The following is a 16324-nucleotide window of genomic DNA, read 5'->3' as shown; positions in this document are numbered from 1 at the left end:
TGGAAGAAGGACGTTTATTTATGATCGATAACGGGATTGAAATGGAACGAAGCGGCACGCTTCGTTCCTATAAAGAAGCGGTCGATTGGATCAACGGGCTCATCCCGTTCGGAATCCGTCCTGGTCTTGATCGTATCGAGCTTCTGCTGGAGCGGCTTCATAATCCGCAGCGCAGACTTAAATTTATTCATATTGCCGGTACTAACGGCAAGGGCTCGACTTGTGCTTACTTAACGAGTGTATTGTTAAAGTGCGGTTATGATGTGGGGACGTTTACTTCGCCATACATTACGAAGTTCACGAACCGATTCCAATATAACGGCCAAGATATCGAGGAAGAGACTCTTCTTAATCTTGCGAACACGCTTAAGCCTCATGTTGAAGAAATTGCAGCGACTGAGCTTGGCTCCCCAACGATGTTTGAAGTGTCGACAGCACTGGCTATTCTTTTCTATGCTACGGTTACTTATCCAGACTTTGTAGTATGGGAGACCGGTCTTGGCGGCAGAATGGATGTTACGAACATTGTAACTCCTATTGTTTCGGTTATTACAAATGTTGGCCATGATCATATGGATCGTCTCGGCAATACACTGGAAGCAGTTGCTAACGAGAAGGCAGGTATTATTAAAGCCGGTGTTCCCGTTGTGAGTGCAGTTGATCAGCCAGAAGTGATTGAAGTTGTAAAACAGACGGCGAAAGAAAAGAAAAGCACGCTTTATCTGCTCGGAGAGCAGTTTAATATCAAGGAGCTGTCGAGTAAGGAAGATGAACAGGTCTTCCGCTTTGAAGGCATGTTCAGAGCGATTGATCCATTAACGATAACACTAAATGGTGCTCATCAACGGACTAATGCTGCTGTGGCGGTAATGACTCTTGAAGTGCTTCGTCAATATTACGCTTTAATCCTAGAAGATGACGCACTCACAGAAGGACTCCGCGCGGCTGCATGGCCGGGACGACTGGAGATTGTGTCGCAATCGCCGCGTATTCTTATCGACGGCGCGCATAATCCCGAGGGCGCTGCAGCCCTTGTTGAGACGCTTCGCTCGACGTATCAATATGATCAGCTTCATGTCATGATGGCGATGGTGGAGAATAAGAATCATCGTGATGTTCTAAAGCATATACTACCAATAGTGGATACGCTTATCGTGACCGAGCCTGATTTCCGCAACAAACTTGATGCGGAACTTCTTGCCGATCTTGTCCGCGAAGAGAAATCGGAGGAGCATTCCTTTGAGCTTATCGTGGAGAAGGATTGGCGCGAAGGCCTCCGCAAATTGCAACAAATGACCGGGGAAACAGACCTTGGGGTGGTCACTGGTACGCTTTATTTAATAGGTGACGTTCGCTCCCGCATATTGTACAACTCGGATTCTGAAAAAGGTTGGTGAACCGTCTTTGAATACGGCAGAACATGTTCATTTCATCGGAATCGGCGGTTACGGCATGAGCGCGATCGCCCGCGTTATGCTTGAAATGGGTTATAAAATTACCGGTTCCGATGTGGCCCGTCAGGAGTTGACGGAGAAGCTTGCGGCTAAAGGCGCGCATATCTATATCGGCCATGAGGCGGATCATGTAAAGGGTGCCGATCTTGTCGTTTACTCGACAGCACTCTCCAAGGACAATGTAGAACGGAAAGCAGCGGAAGATCTTAACATTCCTGTGCTGCATCGTGCTCAGATGCTTGCACGGCTTATGAATGCTGGCAAAGGCGTTGCTGTAGCCGGAGCGCATGGGAAGACAACAACATCTTCTATGATTGCACTCGTCATGGAGAAATGCGAAGCTGATCCAACGTATATTATCGGCGGCGAGATTGTTAATGTGGGAACGAACGCTAAAGCAGGTAAAGGCGAGTATGTCGTGGCGGAAGCAGATGAAAGCGACGGATCATTCTTGCAGTATCACCCAAGCATTGCAATCGTGACAAACATTGAGCCTGATCATCTGGAGAATTATGATGGTGACTTTGGCAAGCTGAAGGAAGCGTATGTTACATTCCTGTCTCAGGTGAAGTCTGGCGGTAAAGCGATAGTGTGTGCAGACGACGAAACGATCACCGAGCTGCTGCCTAAGCTTGACAGCGATACAACATCCAAGCTGATTACGTATGGCGTTAACAGCGATGCGGAGTACAAAGCGGAAAATATCCGTCTTGGTGATCGAAAAGTAGCGTTTGAGATGAGTAAGCGTGGTACAGCGCTTGGTACAATTCAATTATCAGTCCCAGGACTTCACAACGTTTATAATGCGATGGCTACGGTTATTACTTGCCTTGAAGCAGGATTGACTTTCGCAAAAATTGCGGAGGCCATTCATGAATTCATTGGTGCGAAACGCCGGTTCCAGGTGCTGGGCGAAGTGAATGATATCTTGGTTATTGATGATTATGCGCATCATCCTACTGAGATCCAAGCGACAATCAGTGCGGCTAAAGCAACAGGAAAACGGATTATCGCCGTGTTCCAGCCGCAGCGTTATACGCGGACCTTCTTCCTGCTTGAACAATTCAGCCGGGCATTCCCGGAAGCAGATGAGGTTATTATTACGGATATCTACTCGCCGGCAGGCGAACAGCAAATCGAAGGCGTCCATTCACGGAAGCTTGTTGATATGATTAAGACAAACAGTAATGCCAATACGTTATATATTCCTACAAAAGAAGAGGTGCTGGAGCATTTGACTGCTAAAGTTGCTCCAGGTGATCTCGTCATTACAATGGGAGCGGGCGATATCTGGAAGACAGCGGATGCGCTTGCGAAAACGTTGAAGGCAAATGTATAAAATGTAGGCGAAGAACGCCCTGAAAACCTCGAAGGAGGCTTTTCGGGGCGTTTTTTTGTTCGGACCAAATCTATCATAAATCTCTTAAAAGTCTCATAGAGTAGGAATAGAAGAATGGGACAAGGAGAGAATGACATGAACAAGAATAACCGAATTACCTACCGATTTGATCGTACTGGCCAGACCGTAGAAGAAAACAGCCGTAAGGACAGTAACTCGGTGCCGCAGCAAGTCCCTGCTCGGGATCAAAGCAAAAGCAGCACGCCTTCCAAAGTTGTACCGTTATACTCCAATACCGAATATGAGAACGGAGAAAGTCCGTTTAGTCCTTGGATTAGCCCGTTTCAAGAAGATATTATTGCCCTTGAAGATCTGATACGTGATACAGACCGTAAGTCTGTTCCGGCTTCAGCGAAGAAACAAGCAGAGAGCCCTGCTCAAGAGGTCTATCCAGCTGCCGAGCATGTGCAGGAGCCTGTCAGCCAGCCGAAGAAAAAGGGACAGTGGCATCCACGGCAGCGTGTTGAGTCTGAGTCTAAGCCACAATCAGAGATGAAGCCGCAGATGAAGCCGCCGGCGGAAGTGCTGGCAACAGACGTACATCCGATGATGAACCAGTGGGAGGGGCTAGACGACGATTCCTTTTACCCTGAGCTTGAGCTGGACAACAAGTCTGCCAAGCGCTGGTCCAGACCTGTACAGCGATATTCTACACCACCGTCTTGGATTAAAGTGTTCCTCTCAGTTGCTGGCGCATTAGCAACTGGTGCTTTATTCGGCTACCTGCTGCTCTCGTTATTTACAAATTCACCTGATCAAACTTCAGGCACGAATAACCTGGCCAATCCCGTTAACGGCTCCGTGAGTAACAATCCAAGTGCAGCGCCAAGCGGGGATAAATCAACAAACACGAATGGTGGTACATCAGGTTCGGCGGTTAATGATGCTTCTGGACAGAAAACCGTGAAGCTGACGATCCCAACACAGTCCTATCAATTGCTGCAGTACGGGGTATTCAGCAATACGGAGGGCAGAGATGCTGCCATTAAGGAATTGACAGATAAGGGCCTGGCGGCAGCAGGGATGAAGACAGTTACTGATTACCGGGTTTATGCGGGGATGGCCATCGATCGTGCCCGTGCAATTACGCTCACTAAAGATATTGGGGAAGAACTGCCTGTATATATTAAGCAAGTTGATGTTCAGGTGCCGCAGCAGTTTCCGTTTGCCGGAGATGCGAAGGCGGCAGATACCTTTCTAAACAACACAATTAATCTGATTAGTATGCTTGATGAGCTATCTTTGACACAGCTTGAGCAGCCAAGTCTATCACCTCTTGGCTCTGCAGCTGCCGATGCCTGGCAGGCCGAGCATCAGAAATGGACAGAAAGCGTAAAAGCAATGCAGGCAGGCGTTCAGGATGAGGCAGGAAAGGCATTTCTCATAAAATTAATTCAATCTATGAATACAGCTGCCAAATCACTCGAGGAATACGATAAAAAGCCGTCAGAATCGCATTTGTGGGCTGTTCAAGGTGCTTTGATGGAAGCTATCGTGACACAAAAAGAATGGTATGAACCAATCAACGCATTGTAAACGAAATCGATCCTAAGTATAATAGGAGACAGGTGTCAATTAATGGCGAGAGGCGTTGAAAAATGAAGAAAAACGGCTGGATTTTACTGCTTTTCCTCGTGCTTGGCTTATTAGCAGGTGCACTCGTTGCACGTTGGCTGGAGCCGGTATCCGGAATCTCTTTTTTGACCAAAACAATTGATTCAACTTGGTCTCCCGCCGTGGATCTCTATGTACTCAGCCTTGATCTGAATGTGCATGTTCAAATTAGTTTATTCAGCATTATTGGCGCTTTAGCCGCTATATGGTTGTATCGTAAAATGTAAATCCGTACTTACCCGGTGTAACCGGAAATGAAGGAGTAAATGAGACACTTGAGCAAGAATGAATCTGTAAATATCCGTCCGATCAGCCAGCTTGTGCTGGCATCGTCGTCACCGCGCCGGAAGGAACTGGTCGCATCCCTGGGCCTATCCTTGCCGGTTTATATTATGTCTTCGGATGCTGATGAGTCGGTTCCTGCCGAATGGTCGCCTGCACATATTGTCGAGCAATTGAGCTTGCGTAAAGCTAATGCAACAGCGTCACTGCTTAGAGAACGCCAAGAAGCAGAGGCGTCTCTTGTCGTTGGTGCAGATACAATTGTCGTTGTTGACGGCCAGGTGCTTGGCAAGCCGAAGGACCGGGATGATGCATTATCGATGCTCCGCAGCCTGCAAGGACGGGAGCATGAAGTTTATACAGGTGTAGCTTGTGTCATTGCTGATACCGGAATTGCGACTGTCGCACACAGGATGACTAAGGTTTATATGAAACCGATGTCGGATGAAGGACTCAAAGGATATATTGCAACAGGTGAACCCGATGATAAAGCGGGTGCATACGGTATTCAAGGACTAGGAGCAACACTTGTCGATAAGATCGAGGGCTGTTATTTCAACGTTGTTGGCTTACCGTTATCGCTGCTGTCGGACATGCTGGCTCATTATGAGATTCATGTTTTCTAATTTACTTTTCATGAAGTGATCTTAATTTGGACATAACACCAAGTAATGCCATATCATTCATTTGGAAGAGAAGGCAGGGACGGACATGGAGCAAGGCAACTTATTACGAAATGTCCCCCATGAAGAGCGACCAAGAGAACGCATGATACAATATGGGGCTGAAGCGCTTAGTCATACTGAATTGCTTGCGATCCTGCTTCGTACAGGTACGAAACGGGAATCCGCTGTACATTTGGCTGGTAAAATATTGAAAGAATGCGGAAACTTGCGAAATTTGCTCGATATGAGCATGAGTGAGTTGACTGCGATAAAAGGCATTGGACCTGCGAAAGCAGTCCAGTTGCGTGCTGGAATAGAACTAGGCCGTCGCATTGTCCGGAGCGGGAATGGCGAGGTAGTGACGGTACGTAAACCGCAGGATGCTGCGAACTATGTGATGGAAGAGCTTCGGTATCTGAAAAAGGAGCACTTCATCTGTTTGTTTCTGAATACGAAGAACCATATTATTGCCCGGGAAACATTATCGATTGGTACACTGAATGCTTCACTTGTTCATCCAAGAGAAGTTTTTCGTGCGGCTGTGAAAGCTGGCAGCGCGTCGATTATATGTGTACATAATCATCCGAGCGGAGACCCAATGCCAAGTCCGGAGGACATTGCTCTTACGAAGCGATTGGTCGAGGCAGGCGAACTCATGGGTATTGAAGTGCTGGATCATCTTGTCATCGGGGATGGAAGGTTTATCAGTTTGAAGGAACATGGTTACATGTAATATAATAAGTAGGATTGTCGCAATTAGAAGGGAGCATTAACATGTTTGGTGGTTTTTCGAAAGATTTGGGGATTGATTTGGGTACTGCAAACACGCTTGTATTTGTAAAAGGTAAAGGGATTGTAGTAAGAGAGCCGTCTGTTGTGGCTCTGCGGACTGACACTAAAACAATTGAAGCGGTTGGCGAGCAAGCGAAGAAAATGATCGGCAGAACGCCTGGTAACATCCGTGCAGTTCGTCCGATGAAAGACGGCGTTATCGCTGACTTCGAAACAACCGCAACAATGATAAAATATTTTATTCGTTCTGCACAAAAACAAAAATCGCTGTTTCCAAAGCATCCGAATGTGATGATTTGTGTGCCGTCTGGTATTACAGCGGTAGAAAAACGTGCGGTTGAAGACGCTGCTAAACAAGCAGGCGCTCGTGAGGCTTATACGATTGAAGAACCGTTTGCAGCAGCAATTGGTGCTGATCTGCCAGTATGGGAGCCAACAGGCAGCATGGTTGTTGATATTGGCGGCGGTACAACAGAGGTAGCTGTCATCTCGCTAGGTGGTATCGTAACGAGCCGTTCGATCCGTGTTGCGGGCGATGAAATGGATGAAGCGATTATCCAATATATCAAGCGTTTCTATAATCTGATGATTGGTGAAAGAACATCCGAACAGCTTAAGATGGAGATTGGTACAGCACTTCCATTGGAACCTATGGAATCGATGGAAATTCGTGGTCGTGACCTCGTAACAGGTCTGCCGAAGACGTTGCCTATTACATCGGAAGAAGTTACTGAAGCGCTGATGGATACAGTGAACTCAATCGTTGACGCGGTGAAAATTACGCTTGAGAAATGTCCACCGGAATTGTCTGCAGACATTATGGACCGTGGTATTGTATTGACTGGCGGCGGCGCATTGCTTCGCAACCTGGACAAGCTGCTGGCTCGTGAGACTGGCATGCCGGTTATTGTGGCTGACAACCCGCTTGATTGTGTAGCAATTGGTACTGGTCGCTCGCTTGACCACATTCATTTGTTCAAAAAAGGCGGATCTTCCCGCTCGAAACGTTAATAGAGCCTGAGCGGTACGGAATTGGATATGGAACGGGCAGGTGAATTGAACTGTTTAAGCTGCTAAGAAATAAGCGGTTATTTATGCTTATGATCGGATTAATCCTGTTCATTGCGGTTATTGGTTTCTCACTAAGTGACCGCAAGGAGCTAACCTACCCCGAGAAGTTTCTCGGTGATTCTGTTGGATTCGCGCAGCAATGGTTCTACAAGCCCGCTGGATTAGTAGCGGGCTTCTTTGAGGACATTCGTGAACTCAAAACGCTGCATGAAGAGAATGAACAGCTCCGTCTGACAGCTGCTGCTTATGCACGGGACAAAATTAATTATAATTTTGTTAAGAAAGAGAATGAGCGGCTGCAAAAAGATCTTCATTTCACGGAACAACAGAAAACGATGTATGATTATAAATACTTAATAGCGCAAGTCACAGCAATCGATAATGATCCTTACAATCATACGATGGTCATTAACTTAGGCTCGAAGAACGGCATTAAACCTAATATGGCGGTTACAACGATTGACGGGCTGGTAGGTCTTGTAAGTAATGTACGTCCTTATACGTCAACGGTAACGCCAATTACAGAGCTCGATGAAACTTCACCGACATCGAATTCCATTGCAGCAACCATTCTCGGCAGAGAGAATGAATCCTTTGGTATTGTGAGCAGCTATGACCAAGAAACAGACCGCCTGGTAATGACAAAGATTGCAGAAAATGACAAAATGATCGTAGATGATGTTGTTATTACATCTGGTTTAGGGAATGTCTATCCGCGTGGACTCGTTATTGGTACGGTAGAAACAAGACAGGTCGGCGATTTTGGTTTAACACATACTGCTACGATTAAAATGGCAGCCAAATTCGATCATTTGACAGAAGTATTCGTCGTCCAACCTGCGAATTCGGGAGATGAATAACAATGGGTGACAGAGGCATTAACCGTCTCATCCTTGTCATGCTGCTGCTGTTTATCGTCGAAGGCACTATTATGCCGTGGCTTATTCCAACTGAGCTGACCGGAAGAATTGTACCTCATTTCTTATTCGTGTTTGTGATGTTTGCTGCTTTATACAGCGGTCGGCACCGGGCTTTGCTCTTTGGAATTGGATTTGGATTTCTACAGGATGTCGTGTACTTCGGACATTTGATGGGCGTTAATGCTTTTGCCATGGGACTTATTGGATATTATACGGGGGTATTGCTGGAGCGGCGTCGCAGTACGCTATTGACGGCTTTATCGATCATAGGGCTAGGCAGTATTCTGTATGATACAATCGTATACTTCGTGAACATGGTGTTCCGAATTACGAACGAGTCCTATGCGTTTGCACTGATGGATCATATTCTACCGAGTTTATTCCTTCAGCTAGTATTTGCGCTGGCGGTTTATGTTCCGGCAAGGCGTCTCTATGAGAGTCACTCAAAGCTCAATCCGGAGACAGAAGAAGAATAATTTCTTGGCAGAAAGCAGGAATATGCACATCGCGAAAAGAATGGATTACGTTGGGGAGGGGCAGACGTGACCGAGAAGCAGCATATCATGATTAAAGGTGTCAAGGAAGGTCTCGTGTTCCTTCTCGACGATAAGTGCGAATTCGCAGTTTTGCTCGACGAGCTGCAGTATAAGTTGGAGAAAACGCATCAGCAGCTGCTTACCGGCCCGTTAGTTCACGTACATGTGAAGCTTGGGGAAAGGCAGCTCGGTGAAGATGATAAAGAACGGATCAAATCGGTTATCCGCTCGCAGGGGAATTTGATGGTGCAGTCGATTGAGTCAGCGCTTGATGCGCAGGACATGGCAAATCAAATTCCGACAGGCCCATATGTTATTACCGGTATTGTTCGATCCGGTCAAACGATAGAGCATGATGGTGATTTGCTGCTTGCAGGCGATTTGAATCCAGGCGGCACAATTTTATGCAGCGGTGATATTTACGTGATGGGCGCACTGAGAGGTGTCGCCCATGCGGGCGTAAACGGCCGAACGGACGTTATTATTGCCGCCTCGCTAATGCGTCCAACCCAGCTTCGAATTGCCGATGTCATCAGTCGCCCGCCGGAGGAATGGATGTCCGGAGACGCAGCCATGGAATTCGCTTATTTGTATGAGGGAAGCATGCAGATTGACAAGATAACGCAATTATTCCGTTTACGTAATAATCCGATTAAGGTATAAGGGGTGTTCATGAATGGGAGAGGCGATTGTTGTTACATCAGGCAAAGGCGGAGTCGGCAAGACGACGACCTCAGCTAATTTAGGTACAGCACTTGCTTTGCTTGGTAAAAAGGTTTGTATGGTTGATACCGACATCGGATTGCGTAATTTGGATGTTGTAATGGGACTTGAGAATCGAATCATTTATGACTTGATTGATGTAGCGGAAGGACGTTGTCGTCTTAATCAGGCTCTGATTAAAGACAAGCGTTTTGAAGAATTGTACATGCTTCCTGCTGCGCAAACGAAGGATAAGCAGGATGTGTCACCGGAGCAAGTCAAGGATATGGTGCTCGAACTCAAGAAAGATTTCGATTACGTCATTATTGATTGTCCAGCAGGTATTGAACATGGTTTCCGTAATGCAATTGCAGGCGCAGATCGGGCGATTGTTGTTACGACACCGGAAAATGCAGCGGTGCGCGATGCTGACCGCGTTATTGGACTACTCGAGAAAGACCAGATTCCATCCAAAATTATTATTAACCGTATTCGTCAAAATATGGTGAAAAACGGCGAAATGCTGGATATTGATGAGATTTGTCAGGTGCTTGCTGTCGACTTGCTTGGAATCGTACCGGATGACGAGAAGGTCATCAAAGCAGCAAACTCCGGCGAACCAACCGTTATGGATCCTTCTTCGCGTGCTGCGATTGCTTATCGAAACATCGCTCGCCGTATCCTTGGTGATATGGTTCCTCTTATGCTGCTTGATGAGAAGGCTGGGGCCTTCAAACGCTTCCGCAAGTTTCTTGGAATAGGATGATTGCCTTGTGCTTAACAAACTAAAAAAAATAGACTGGGGAATTATAGCGATTCTGCTTTGCTTAATGGGCATTAGTACCGTTCTGATCAGAAGCGCTACTCATAATAACCCGATTTATCACAACTATGATCTGAAGACAGTCGTCTATTATATAATTGGTTTTATTATAGCTATAATGGCAACGGTATTCGATTATCGCATTTTGCTTAAAAGCTGGTATATATTATACGGCATTGGTATAGCGCTGCTTATAGCGGTCTTTTTCTTTGGAGCTAACATTAATGGTGCGTCCGGTTGGTTCAAGCTGCCGGGCGGCTTCTTATTTCAGCCTGCTGAGATTATGAAGATTATTATCATTATTGGTATTGCTTATATTATGGGCAGGCGTCAAGGTGATCGCTTAACCTTTACGGAGGATTTGCTTCCGATTGCGGCTTTTGCCTTTTTGCCGTTCCTGCTCGTAATGATTCAGCCTGACCTTGGCAACGCGATTATTTATTTGGTAATCGTGCTTGGAATGCTGTGGATCGGCAACGTCAAGTATGTGCATGTGCTTGTTGGATTAACAACCGTTATTGCAGCTGTGGTCTTGTTTGTATCCTTGTTCACGATGTTCAATTCCGATATCGAGAATTATTTAAAGGATCATAACAAAGAGCACTGGTACAAGCGGATTAATACATTCCTTGATCCAAGTCAGGCATCAAGTGATGATAAGCATCAATCGGAAAATGCGAAGATTGCGATTGGTTCCGGCGGACTAAGCGGCGACGGGTACTTGAAGGGCGATATGATTAACGGGAAGTTTATCCCGTATCCTTATTCCGATTCGATCTTTGTTGTTATCGGGGAGGAATTTGGCTTCCAGGGCTCAGCGGTCCTGTTGCTCTTATATTTCCTCTTAATATACAGGATGATTTTAATCGCCTTCCGATGTTACGATAATCGAGCCTCGTTTATTGTCATCGGTATAGCATCCATGTATGTGTTTCAGATCTTCCAAAATATCGGGATGATGATCGGCCTTATGCCAATCACCGGTATTACGCTTCCATTCATCAGCTACGGCGGTACATCCCTCATGCTGAACATGCTGTGTATTGGTATTTTGTTTAGTATCAATGCCCACCAAGAGAAATACGAGCTGGCCGAATAGGCCAGCTTTTTTGATTTTCAGGTTGTTAGATGCATGCTGCGCATACAAATGTTCTTCCGATCGCCATTGCTCGGGGATTCTTGAACAACTCCAATAGGATTGGAATCCCCGAGCAAAAGCGACCACTACGTTTCTCCAGAATCATTTGAATGCTCCGCATGCCCTAAACCTGCACCTCAAAAAGAGCTGAAGCTATTCGCCCAGCTCGTAAGGAAACCACAATGTCCGAGCAGATATAAACCTGCTCGGTCTTTTTTTCTTCCCCTTTAGGCTAAGCCGAAATGGAGCAGCTCGAATAGTTCTGGAGAAGCTAAAGCTTTCTGAAAGAAAGCTACTTCGAAAGCATAAGCTTACGTTCGCATTTGTCCTCCGAATTTCATCCGCTAAAGCGGATTGGAATGAAGAAATTCGAGGACAACAGCGATCGGAAGAACATTCGAATGTGGAATGACATAGCTTGTGACAGTTTGTATTATGCCGTCCCCCGCATACTTGTCAGCCTGTACACATACTTATGTAGAAAGGAGCTTGGTCAGCGTTAGGGCGTCCGGCTTGCCTTGCGTGAGAGGAGGCTAATCGATGAGTAAAAAAGATAGTGTTCGAGAGCGGCGGCAGGAGAAAATTAAACAGCTGCTGGAGTTGCAGGAGAAACAGGCTAAGATATGGCAGCAGCAGGAGAATAAGCTTCAGGGGAAAGCCCGCCCTATAAAGGACAAACCAAACCGCCGGTATGAGGAGGAGCTCTTTCCTGCACCTTACCATATGGAAGCAGGCGGAGATGAGCTGGATCCGGAGAAGCTGTGGAAGACCAATCCGAATCCTTGGCTTGGCTGGGAGTCTGGCGATGGCAAGAACGGACGTTTTGTACCAGAATATCCAGCATACGATTCGGATGATGACGGCAATGACCGCAGGCCAATTTTGCGTAATGAACTGAAATGGAAAGCCATTATTGCTGTTGTTCTTTTCGCGGCAATATGGGGTGTATTTCATAATGACTCACCGTACGCACAGAAGGGACAAACCATTGTAAAAAATGCGTTGACGGATGAGATGGATTTTACTGCAGTCGCAACCTGGTACAAGGAAACGTTCGCTGGTGCTCCATCTTTTATACCGATTTTTAACCAGAAGCAGAAGGAGGCAGAATCGGCGAATGGTGCGGTTGAACTGCCTATTGTCTCTCCACTGCCAGATGGCGCGATCGTACGTACTTTTGCGGAGATGCTTAACGGGATCGAGCTTGCGGGTAACTCGAAAGAAGAAGTATCCGCGATCGAAACGGGAAGGGTATTGGTTGTATCGGAAGCAGAGAATGGAACAGGTTTTACCGTTCTCATTGAACATGCTAATGACCGCTCCTCGGTCTATGGCAAACTTGGCGCTGCCACGGTTAAGCCAAATGACTGGGTAGAGGCAGGTGATACAATAGGCACCCTTCATGAGTCTGCACTCGAGGAGCCGAGCATGCTTTATTTTGCAGTGAGGCAAAATGACCAATACGTCGATCCCGTGGGCGTGATTCCGATTGATTAAATGGAAGGGCATTCGCTGGTCCGTTCATCCGTTGTTCGTACTCGTCATGATTGGATCTGTTATGACGGGCTATTTCGCCGAGCTCTTCACGTTATTTCTAATCGTTCTTGTGCATGAGATTGGACATGTTGTTGTGGCAAGGAGCTTCGACATCCGTGTCAGGGAAGTGAAGCTCCTGCCCTTTGGCGGGGTTGCGGAAATCGAGGATGCCGGTAGTATTCCCGCTAAGCAGGATGCCCTGATCGCCATAGCTGGACCCCTTCAGAACGTCTGGATGGGACTAGCTGCATGGGGATGCGGCCAGCTTGGCTGGTGGGACCCGGAATGGGCGGCATATGTATGGAAGGCTAATCTAATGATCGGCTTATTTAACCTTCTCCCCATCTATCCGCTTGACGGCGGCAAGCTGCTGCAGGCTGCTTTCAGCTATGGTTTTAATTATTATTCCATGATGAAATGGACTTCCCGCATCAGTATTGTCCTTAGCACGCTGATGATTGGATTTGCAATCTCAACCGCTTTTTGGCCGAGTAACGGGATCCAACTTAATCTGCTTGTTGTAGGTTTGTTCTTATGGCTGACGAATTGGACCTATTACCGCAATATTCCTTACCTCTTCGTTCGATTTCTTATGCATCGCGACCGAGTTGCCGTCAGGACGATCGCCCGCGGCTCTTTGGCTCGACCAATAATTGTAAATATTAAGCAACCAATTATTGGTGTCGTGCGTCTATTATGGCGTGAACAGTACCATCTTATTTATTTGATGGAGCTGGAAGGCCGTATCGTCAAGGTTGTTCCTGAGAAAGAGGTAGTGGACCGTTTCTTGATTGAACGCGATCCCAATCGTGCTGTTATCGAACTTTTTCGATAGAGGTAAAATAGACCACTTTTTCGTTAAGGTAACTTGGTGGTAGAATAGAGTAGATGACGAGAAACAAAACGTAAGGCGGTTGATGTTCGGGAATGAAGCGGATGTTGATGCACGGACACAGAGAACTGCTGCAGACTGCCGTGCTGTTGAACGGGCGGCTTATTGATTTTTATATGGAACAGTCGGAGAGCAGCGGATTGGTCGGCAATGTATATAAGGGACGAGTAGTCAATGTGCTGCCAGGCATGCAGGCCGCTTTTGTTGATATTGGTCTTGGGAAAAATGCATTTCTATACATAGATGATCTGCTGCATCCCCATTTGGAGAAACAACCGGAGCAAAAGCCTTCCATTACGGAGCTTGTCAAATCGGGGCAAGAGCTAGTTGTACAAGTAATGAAAGAACCGATGGGGAGTAAGGGAGCGCGTGTGACGACGCACTTTACTTTGCCGGGCCGTTGGCTGGTCTATATGCCGATAGCCGGTTATGTCGGTGTTTCGAAAAAAATACTGACGGAAAGCGAACGCTCGCGAATCCGGATGATTGGCGAACGGCTTCGACTGGAAGAAGAAGGCATCATCATGCGTACAGCAGCCGAAGGCGAATGTGAAGAATCGCTGGGTGCTGATGTGGAGCAGCTTCGACAGTTATGGAAAAGCGTAGAGCAGCGAGCGGCAGCTGCGAAAGCTCCGGCCGAACTGCATCGTGAAGCGGGTCTGCTTAGGCGTGCGGTGAGAGATACACTAACTGATGATATGGACGAGGTATGGCTTGATGATGCTTCCCGTTACAGTGAGGCAGCAGCGTTGATTCAGGAAATGACACCGCATCTTTCAGACCGGTTAAAGGTATTTGATGCACGAAAAGAAAAGTCTTCGTTATTTGATCGGTTTAGAGTGACAGAGCAGCTTGAGGCAGCCTTCCAAAACCGAATTCGATTGGAGTGCGGCGGCTCTCTCGTATGGGATGAGACGGAAGCACTGACGGTTATTGATGTCAATACAGCTAAGTATACAGGTGCAACTGATCTGGAAGACACTGTGTTCAAGACGAACATGGAAGCGGCTGACGAGATTGCCAGACTGCTTCGAATACGTGATGTTGGCGGTATTATTGTTATTGATTTTATTGATATGGAGAATGAATCCAATCGGGAGAAAGTCATGGCAAGACTGTCGGATTGGGCGAAGAGGGACCGGACCAAATGCACCGTGTTTGGCTGGACAAGGCTTGGTCTGCTGGAACTGACCAGACGGAAGGCGCGGGACAATGCTGCAAGGCAGCTAAACGAGCGCTGCCCGGCATGCGGCGGCACCGGCAAAAAGACTACTGTTAATTCATAGGCAATAGTTGATCGATTAAGTAATCTGTGATAGAATGTTCTGGTATGTCTCATTTATATTCATATTTGGACATGCAGATACCGCTCCAATTGGGTTTAAGCGTGGGATGCATTTTGCTCTTGCCACCTGGATTAGGCGAGTCTTCGACAATAAGGAGGTGCAACACATGTTCGCAATTATCGAAACTGGCGGCAAGCAATACAAAGTTCAAGAGGGCGATGTAATCTACATCGAAAAACTGAACGCAAACGAAGGCGAAAGCGTAACGTTTGATCGTGTCTTGGCAGTATCTAACAGCGAAGGTCTGGTAACTGGTACTCCAGTTCTTTCCGGTGCTACTGTTTCTGGCAAAATCGAGAAACAAGGTAAAGGCCAAAAGATCATCGTTTACAAATACAAAGCCAAAAAGAACTACCGCCGCAAGCAAGGTCATCGTCAACCGTTCACGAAAGTAACAATCGAGAAAATCCAAGCGTAAGAGGACTTTCTTATGATATCTGTTACATTCGTACGGAGAGCCGCTGACAGACGGATTGTATCATTTGCGATCTCAGGACACGCTAAATATGCAAACCGCGGCAAGGATATTATCTGCGCCGGAGTGTCGGCCGTATCGGTCGGTACTGTCAATGCTATCGAGGCTTTGGCGAAAGTGGAGCTTCCGGCTTCGATGAAGAATGGCTGGCTATCGTCAGACGTTCCGGAGCAGTCGGATAAGGAAACAGACGACAAAGTACAGCTGTTGCTCGAATCGATGGTCGTTATGCTCGGCAATATCGCACAATCATACGACAAATATGTCATAATGCACGAACAACTTCTTTAGAGAAGGAGGAAATCACCATGTTGAAATTAGATCTTCAGCTTTTCGCATCGAAAAAAGGCGTAGGTTCTACAAAGAACGGTCGCGACAGTCATTCGAAACGTCTTGGCGCTAAACGCGCTGACGGTCAAGTCGTATCCGCTGGTAGCATCTTGTTCCGCCAACGCGGCACTAAGATTCACCCAGGTAATAACGTGGGCATCGGTAAAGACGACACGCTCTTCGCTTTGGTAGAAGGCGTCGTTAAGTTTGAACGTTGGGGACGCGATCGTAAGAAAGTTAGCGTATACCCAGTTGATCTGGCTCCGGTAGCTGCAGCAGTAGAAGCTTAATAGCAACAAGTGCCCCGGCCTCATGAACAGGCCGGGGTTTTTGTTTGTTTTAGACCTTT

At 46.9% G+C, this 16324-nt stretch carries 18 protein-coding genes; all 18 read left to right on the top strand.

What is annotated here, in order from left to right:
• The first annotated feature begins 20 nt into the window (after positions 1-20).
• The 18 genes from FHS17_RS19820 (at position 21) to rpmA (ending at position 16265) form a co-directional block, all read left to right on the top strand.
• Positions 21-1397: a bifunctional folylpolyglutamate synthase/dihydrofolate synthase gene (locus FHS17_RS19820; protein WP_167280556.1), complete on the top strand. Its 1377-nt coding sequence runs from the start codon at positions 21-23 to the stop codon at positions 1395-1397.
• A 7-nt stretch (positions 1398-1404) separates the two neighbouring features.
• Positions 1405-2793: a UDP-N-acetylmuramate--L-alanine ligase gene (gene murC / locus FHS17_RS19815; protein ID WP_167280182.1), complete on the top strand. Its 1389-nt coding sequence runs from the start codon at positions 1405-1407 to the stop codon at positions 2791-2793.
• A gap of 135 nt (positions 2794-2928) precedes the next feature.
• Positions 2929-4389 (top strand): hypothetical protein, encoded by a 1461-nt coding sequence (locus tag FHS17_RS19810; protein ID WP_167280181.1) that lies wholly within the window; start codon positions 2929-2931, stop codon positions 4387-4389.
• A gap of 62 nt (positions 4390-4451) precedes the next feature.
• Entirely contained in the window at positions 4452-4694 is a 243-nt protein-coding gene (locus FHS17_RS19805) for a DUF4321 domain-containing protein (RefSeq protein WP_167280180.1), read from the top strand.
• 48 nt (positions 4695-4742) lie between these two features.
• Complete coding sequence (locus tag FHS17_RS19800) at positions 4743-5375, top strand: Maf family protein (protein ID WP_243865458.1); 633 nt, start codon at positions 4743-4745, stop codon at positions 5373-5375.
• Positions 5376-5460: 85 nt separating this feature from the next.
• Positions 5461-6147, top strand: coding sequence for a RadC family protein (gene radC, locus FHS17_RS19795; protein WP_167280178.1), 687 nt, complete (start codon positions 5461-5463; stop codon positions 6145-6147).
• A 41-nt stretch (positions 6148-6188) separates the two neighbouring features.
• Positions 6189-7217, top strand: a complete 1029-nt coding sequence (locus FHS17_RS19790; protein ID WP_167280177.1) for a rod shape-determining protein — start codon at positions 6189-6191, stop codon at positions 7215-7217.
• An 83-nt stretch (positions 7218-7300) separates the two neighbouring features.
• On the top strand, positions 7301-8137 hold the full coding sequence (mreC, locus tag FHS17_RS19785) for a rod shape-determining protein MreC (protein ID WP_167280176.1): 837 nt from the start codon (positions 7301-7303) through the stop codon (positions 8135-8137).
• 2 nt (positions 8138-8139) lie between these two features.
• Entirely contained in the window at positions 8140-8673 is a 534-nt protein-coding gene (gene mreD / locus FHS17_RS19780) for a rod shape-determining protein MreD (protein WP_167280175.1), read from the top strand.
• A gap of 66 nt (positions 8674-8739) precedes the next feature.
• A complete protein-coding gene (locus tag FHS17_RS19775) occupies positions 8740-9396 on the top strand; it encodes a septum site-determining protein MinC (RefSeq protein WP_341805870.1) in 657 nt (218 codons plus the stop codon).
• Between the two features lie 13 nt (positions 9397-9409).
• Positions 9410-10201: a septum site-determining protein MinD gene (gene minD, locus FHS17_RS19770; protein WP_167280174.1), complete on the top strand. Its 792-nt coding sequence runs from the start codon at positions 9410-9412 to the stop codon at positions 10199-10201.
• A 7-nt stretch (positions 10202-10208) separates the two neighbouring features.
• Positions 10209-11357, top strand: coding sequence for an FtsW/RodA/SpoVE family cell cycle protein (locus FHS17_RS19765; RefSeq protein ID WP_167280173.1), 1149 nt, complete (start codon positions 10209-10211; stop codon positions 11355-11357).
• A gap of 579 nt (positions 11358-11936) precedes the next feature.
• Positions 11937-12893, top strand: coding sequence for a M23 family metallopeptidase (locus FHS17_RS19760; protein ID WP_167280172.1), 957 nt, complete (start codon positions 11937-11939; stop codon positions 12891-12893).
• Positions 12886-13767, top strand: a complete 882-nt coding sequence (locus tag FHS17_RS19755; RefSeq protein WP_167280171.1) for a M50 family metallopeptidase — start codon at positions 12886-12888, stop codon at positions 13765-13767. Before FHS17_RS19760 ends, FHS17_RS19755 begins: the two co-directional genes overlap by 8 nt.
• A gap of 92 nt (positions 13768-13859) precedes the next feature.
• Complete coding sequence (locus tag FHS17_RS19750) at positions 13860-15110, top strand: Rne/Rng family ribonuclease (protein ID WP_243865457.1); 1251 nt, start codon at positions 13860-13862, stop codon at positions 15108-15110.
• A 166-nt stretch (positions 15111-15276) separates the two neighbouring features.
• Positions 15277-15588: a 50S ribosomal protein L21 gene (gene rplU, locus FHS17_RS19745; protein ID WP_167280170.1), complete on the top strand. Its 312-nt coding sequence runs from the start codon at positions 15277-15279 to the stop codon at positions 15586-15588.
• Positions 15589-15600: 12 nt separating this feature from the next.
• Positions 15601-15936, top strand: coding sequence for a ribosomal-processing cysteine protease Prp (locus tag FHS17_RS19740; RefSeq protein ID WP_167280169.1), 336 nt, complete (start codon positions 15601-15603; stop codon positions 15934-15936).
• 17 nt (positions 15937-15953) lie between these two features.
• The gene (gene rpmA / locus FHS17_RS19735) at positions 15954-16265 is read left to right on the top strand and encodes a 50S ribosomal protein L27 (RefSeq protein WP_167280168.1); all 312 of its coding nucleotides are present in this window, start codon (positions 15954-15956) and stop codon (positions 16263-16265) included.
• The last annotated feature ends 59 nt before the right edge of the window (positions 16266-16324 follow it).

It is taken from the genome of Paenibacillus lupini (assembly GCF_011761355.1).
GTDB classification, from domain to species: domain Bacteria; phylum Bacillota; class Bacilli; order Paenibacillales; family Paenibacillaceae; genus Pristimantibacillus; species Pristimantibacillus lupini.
This window is presented reverse-complemented; position numbering and strand designations above follow the sequence as displayed.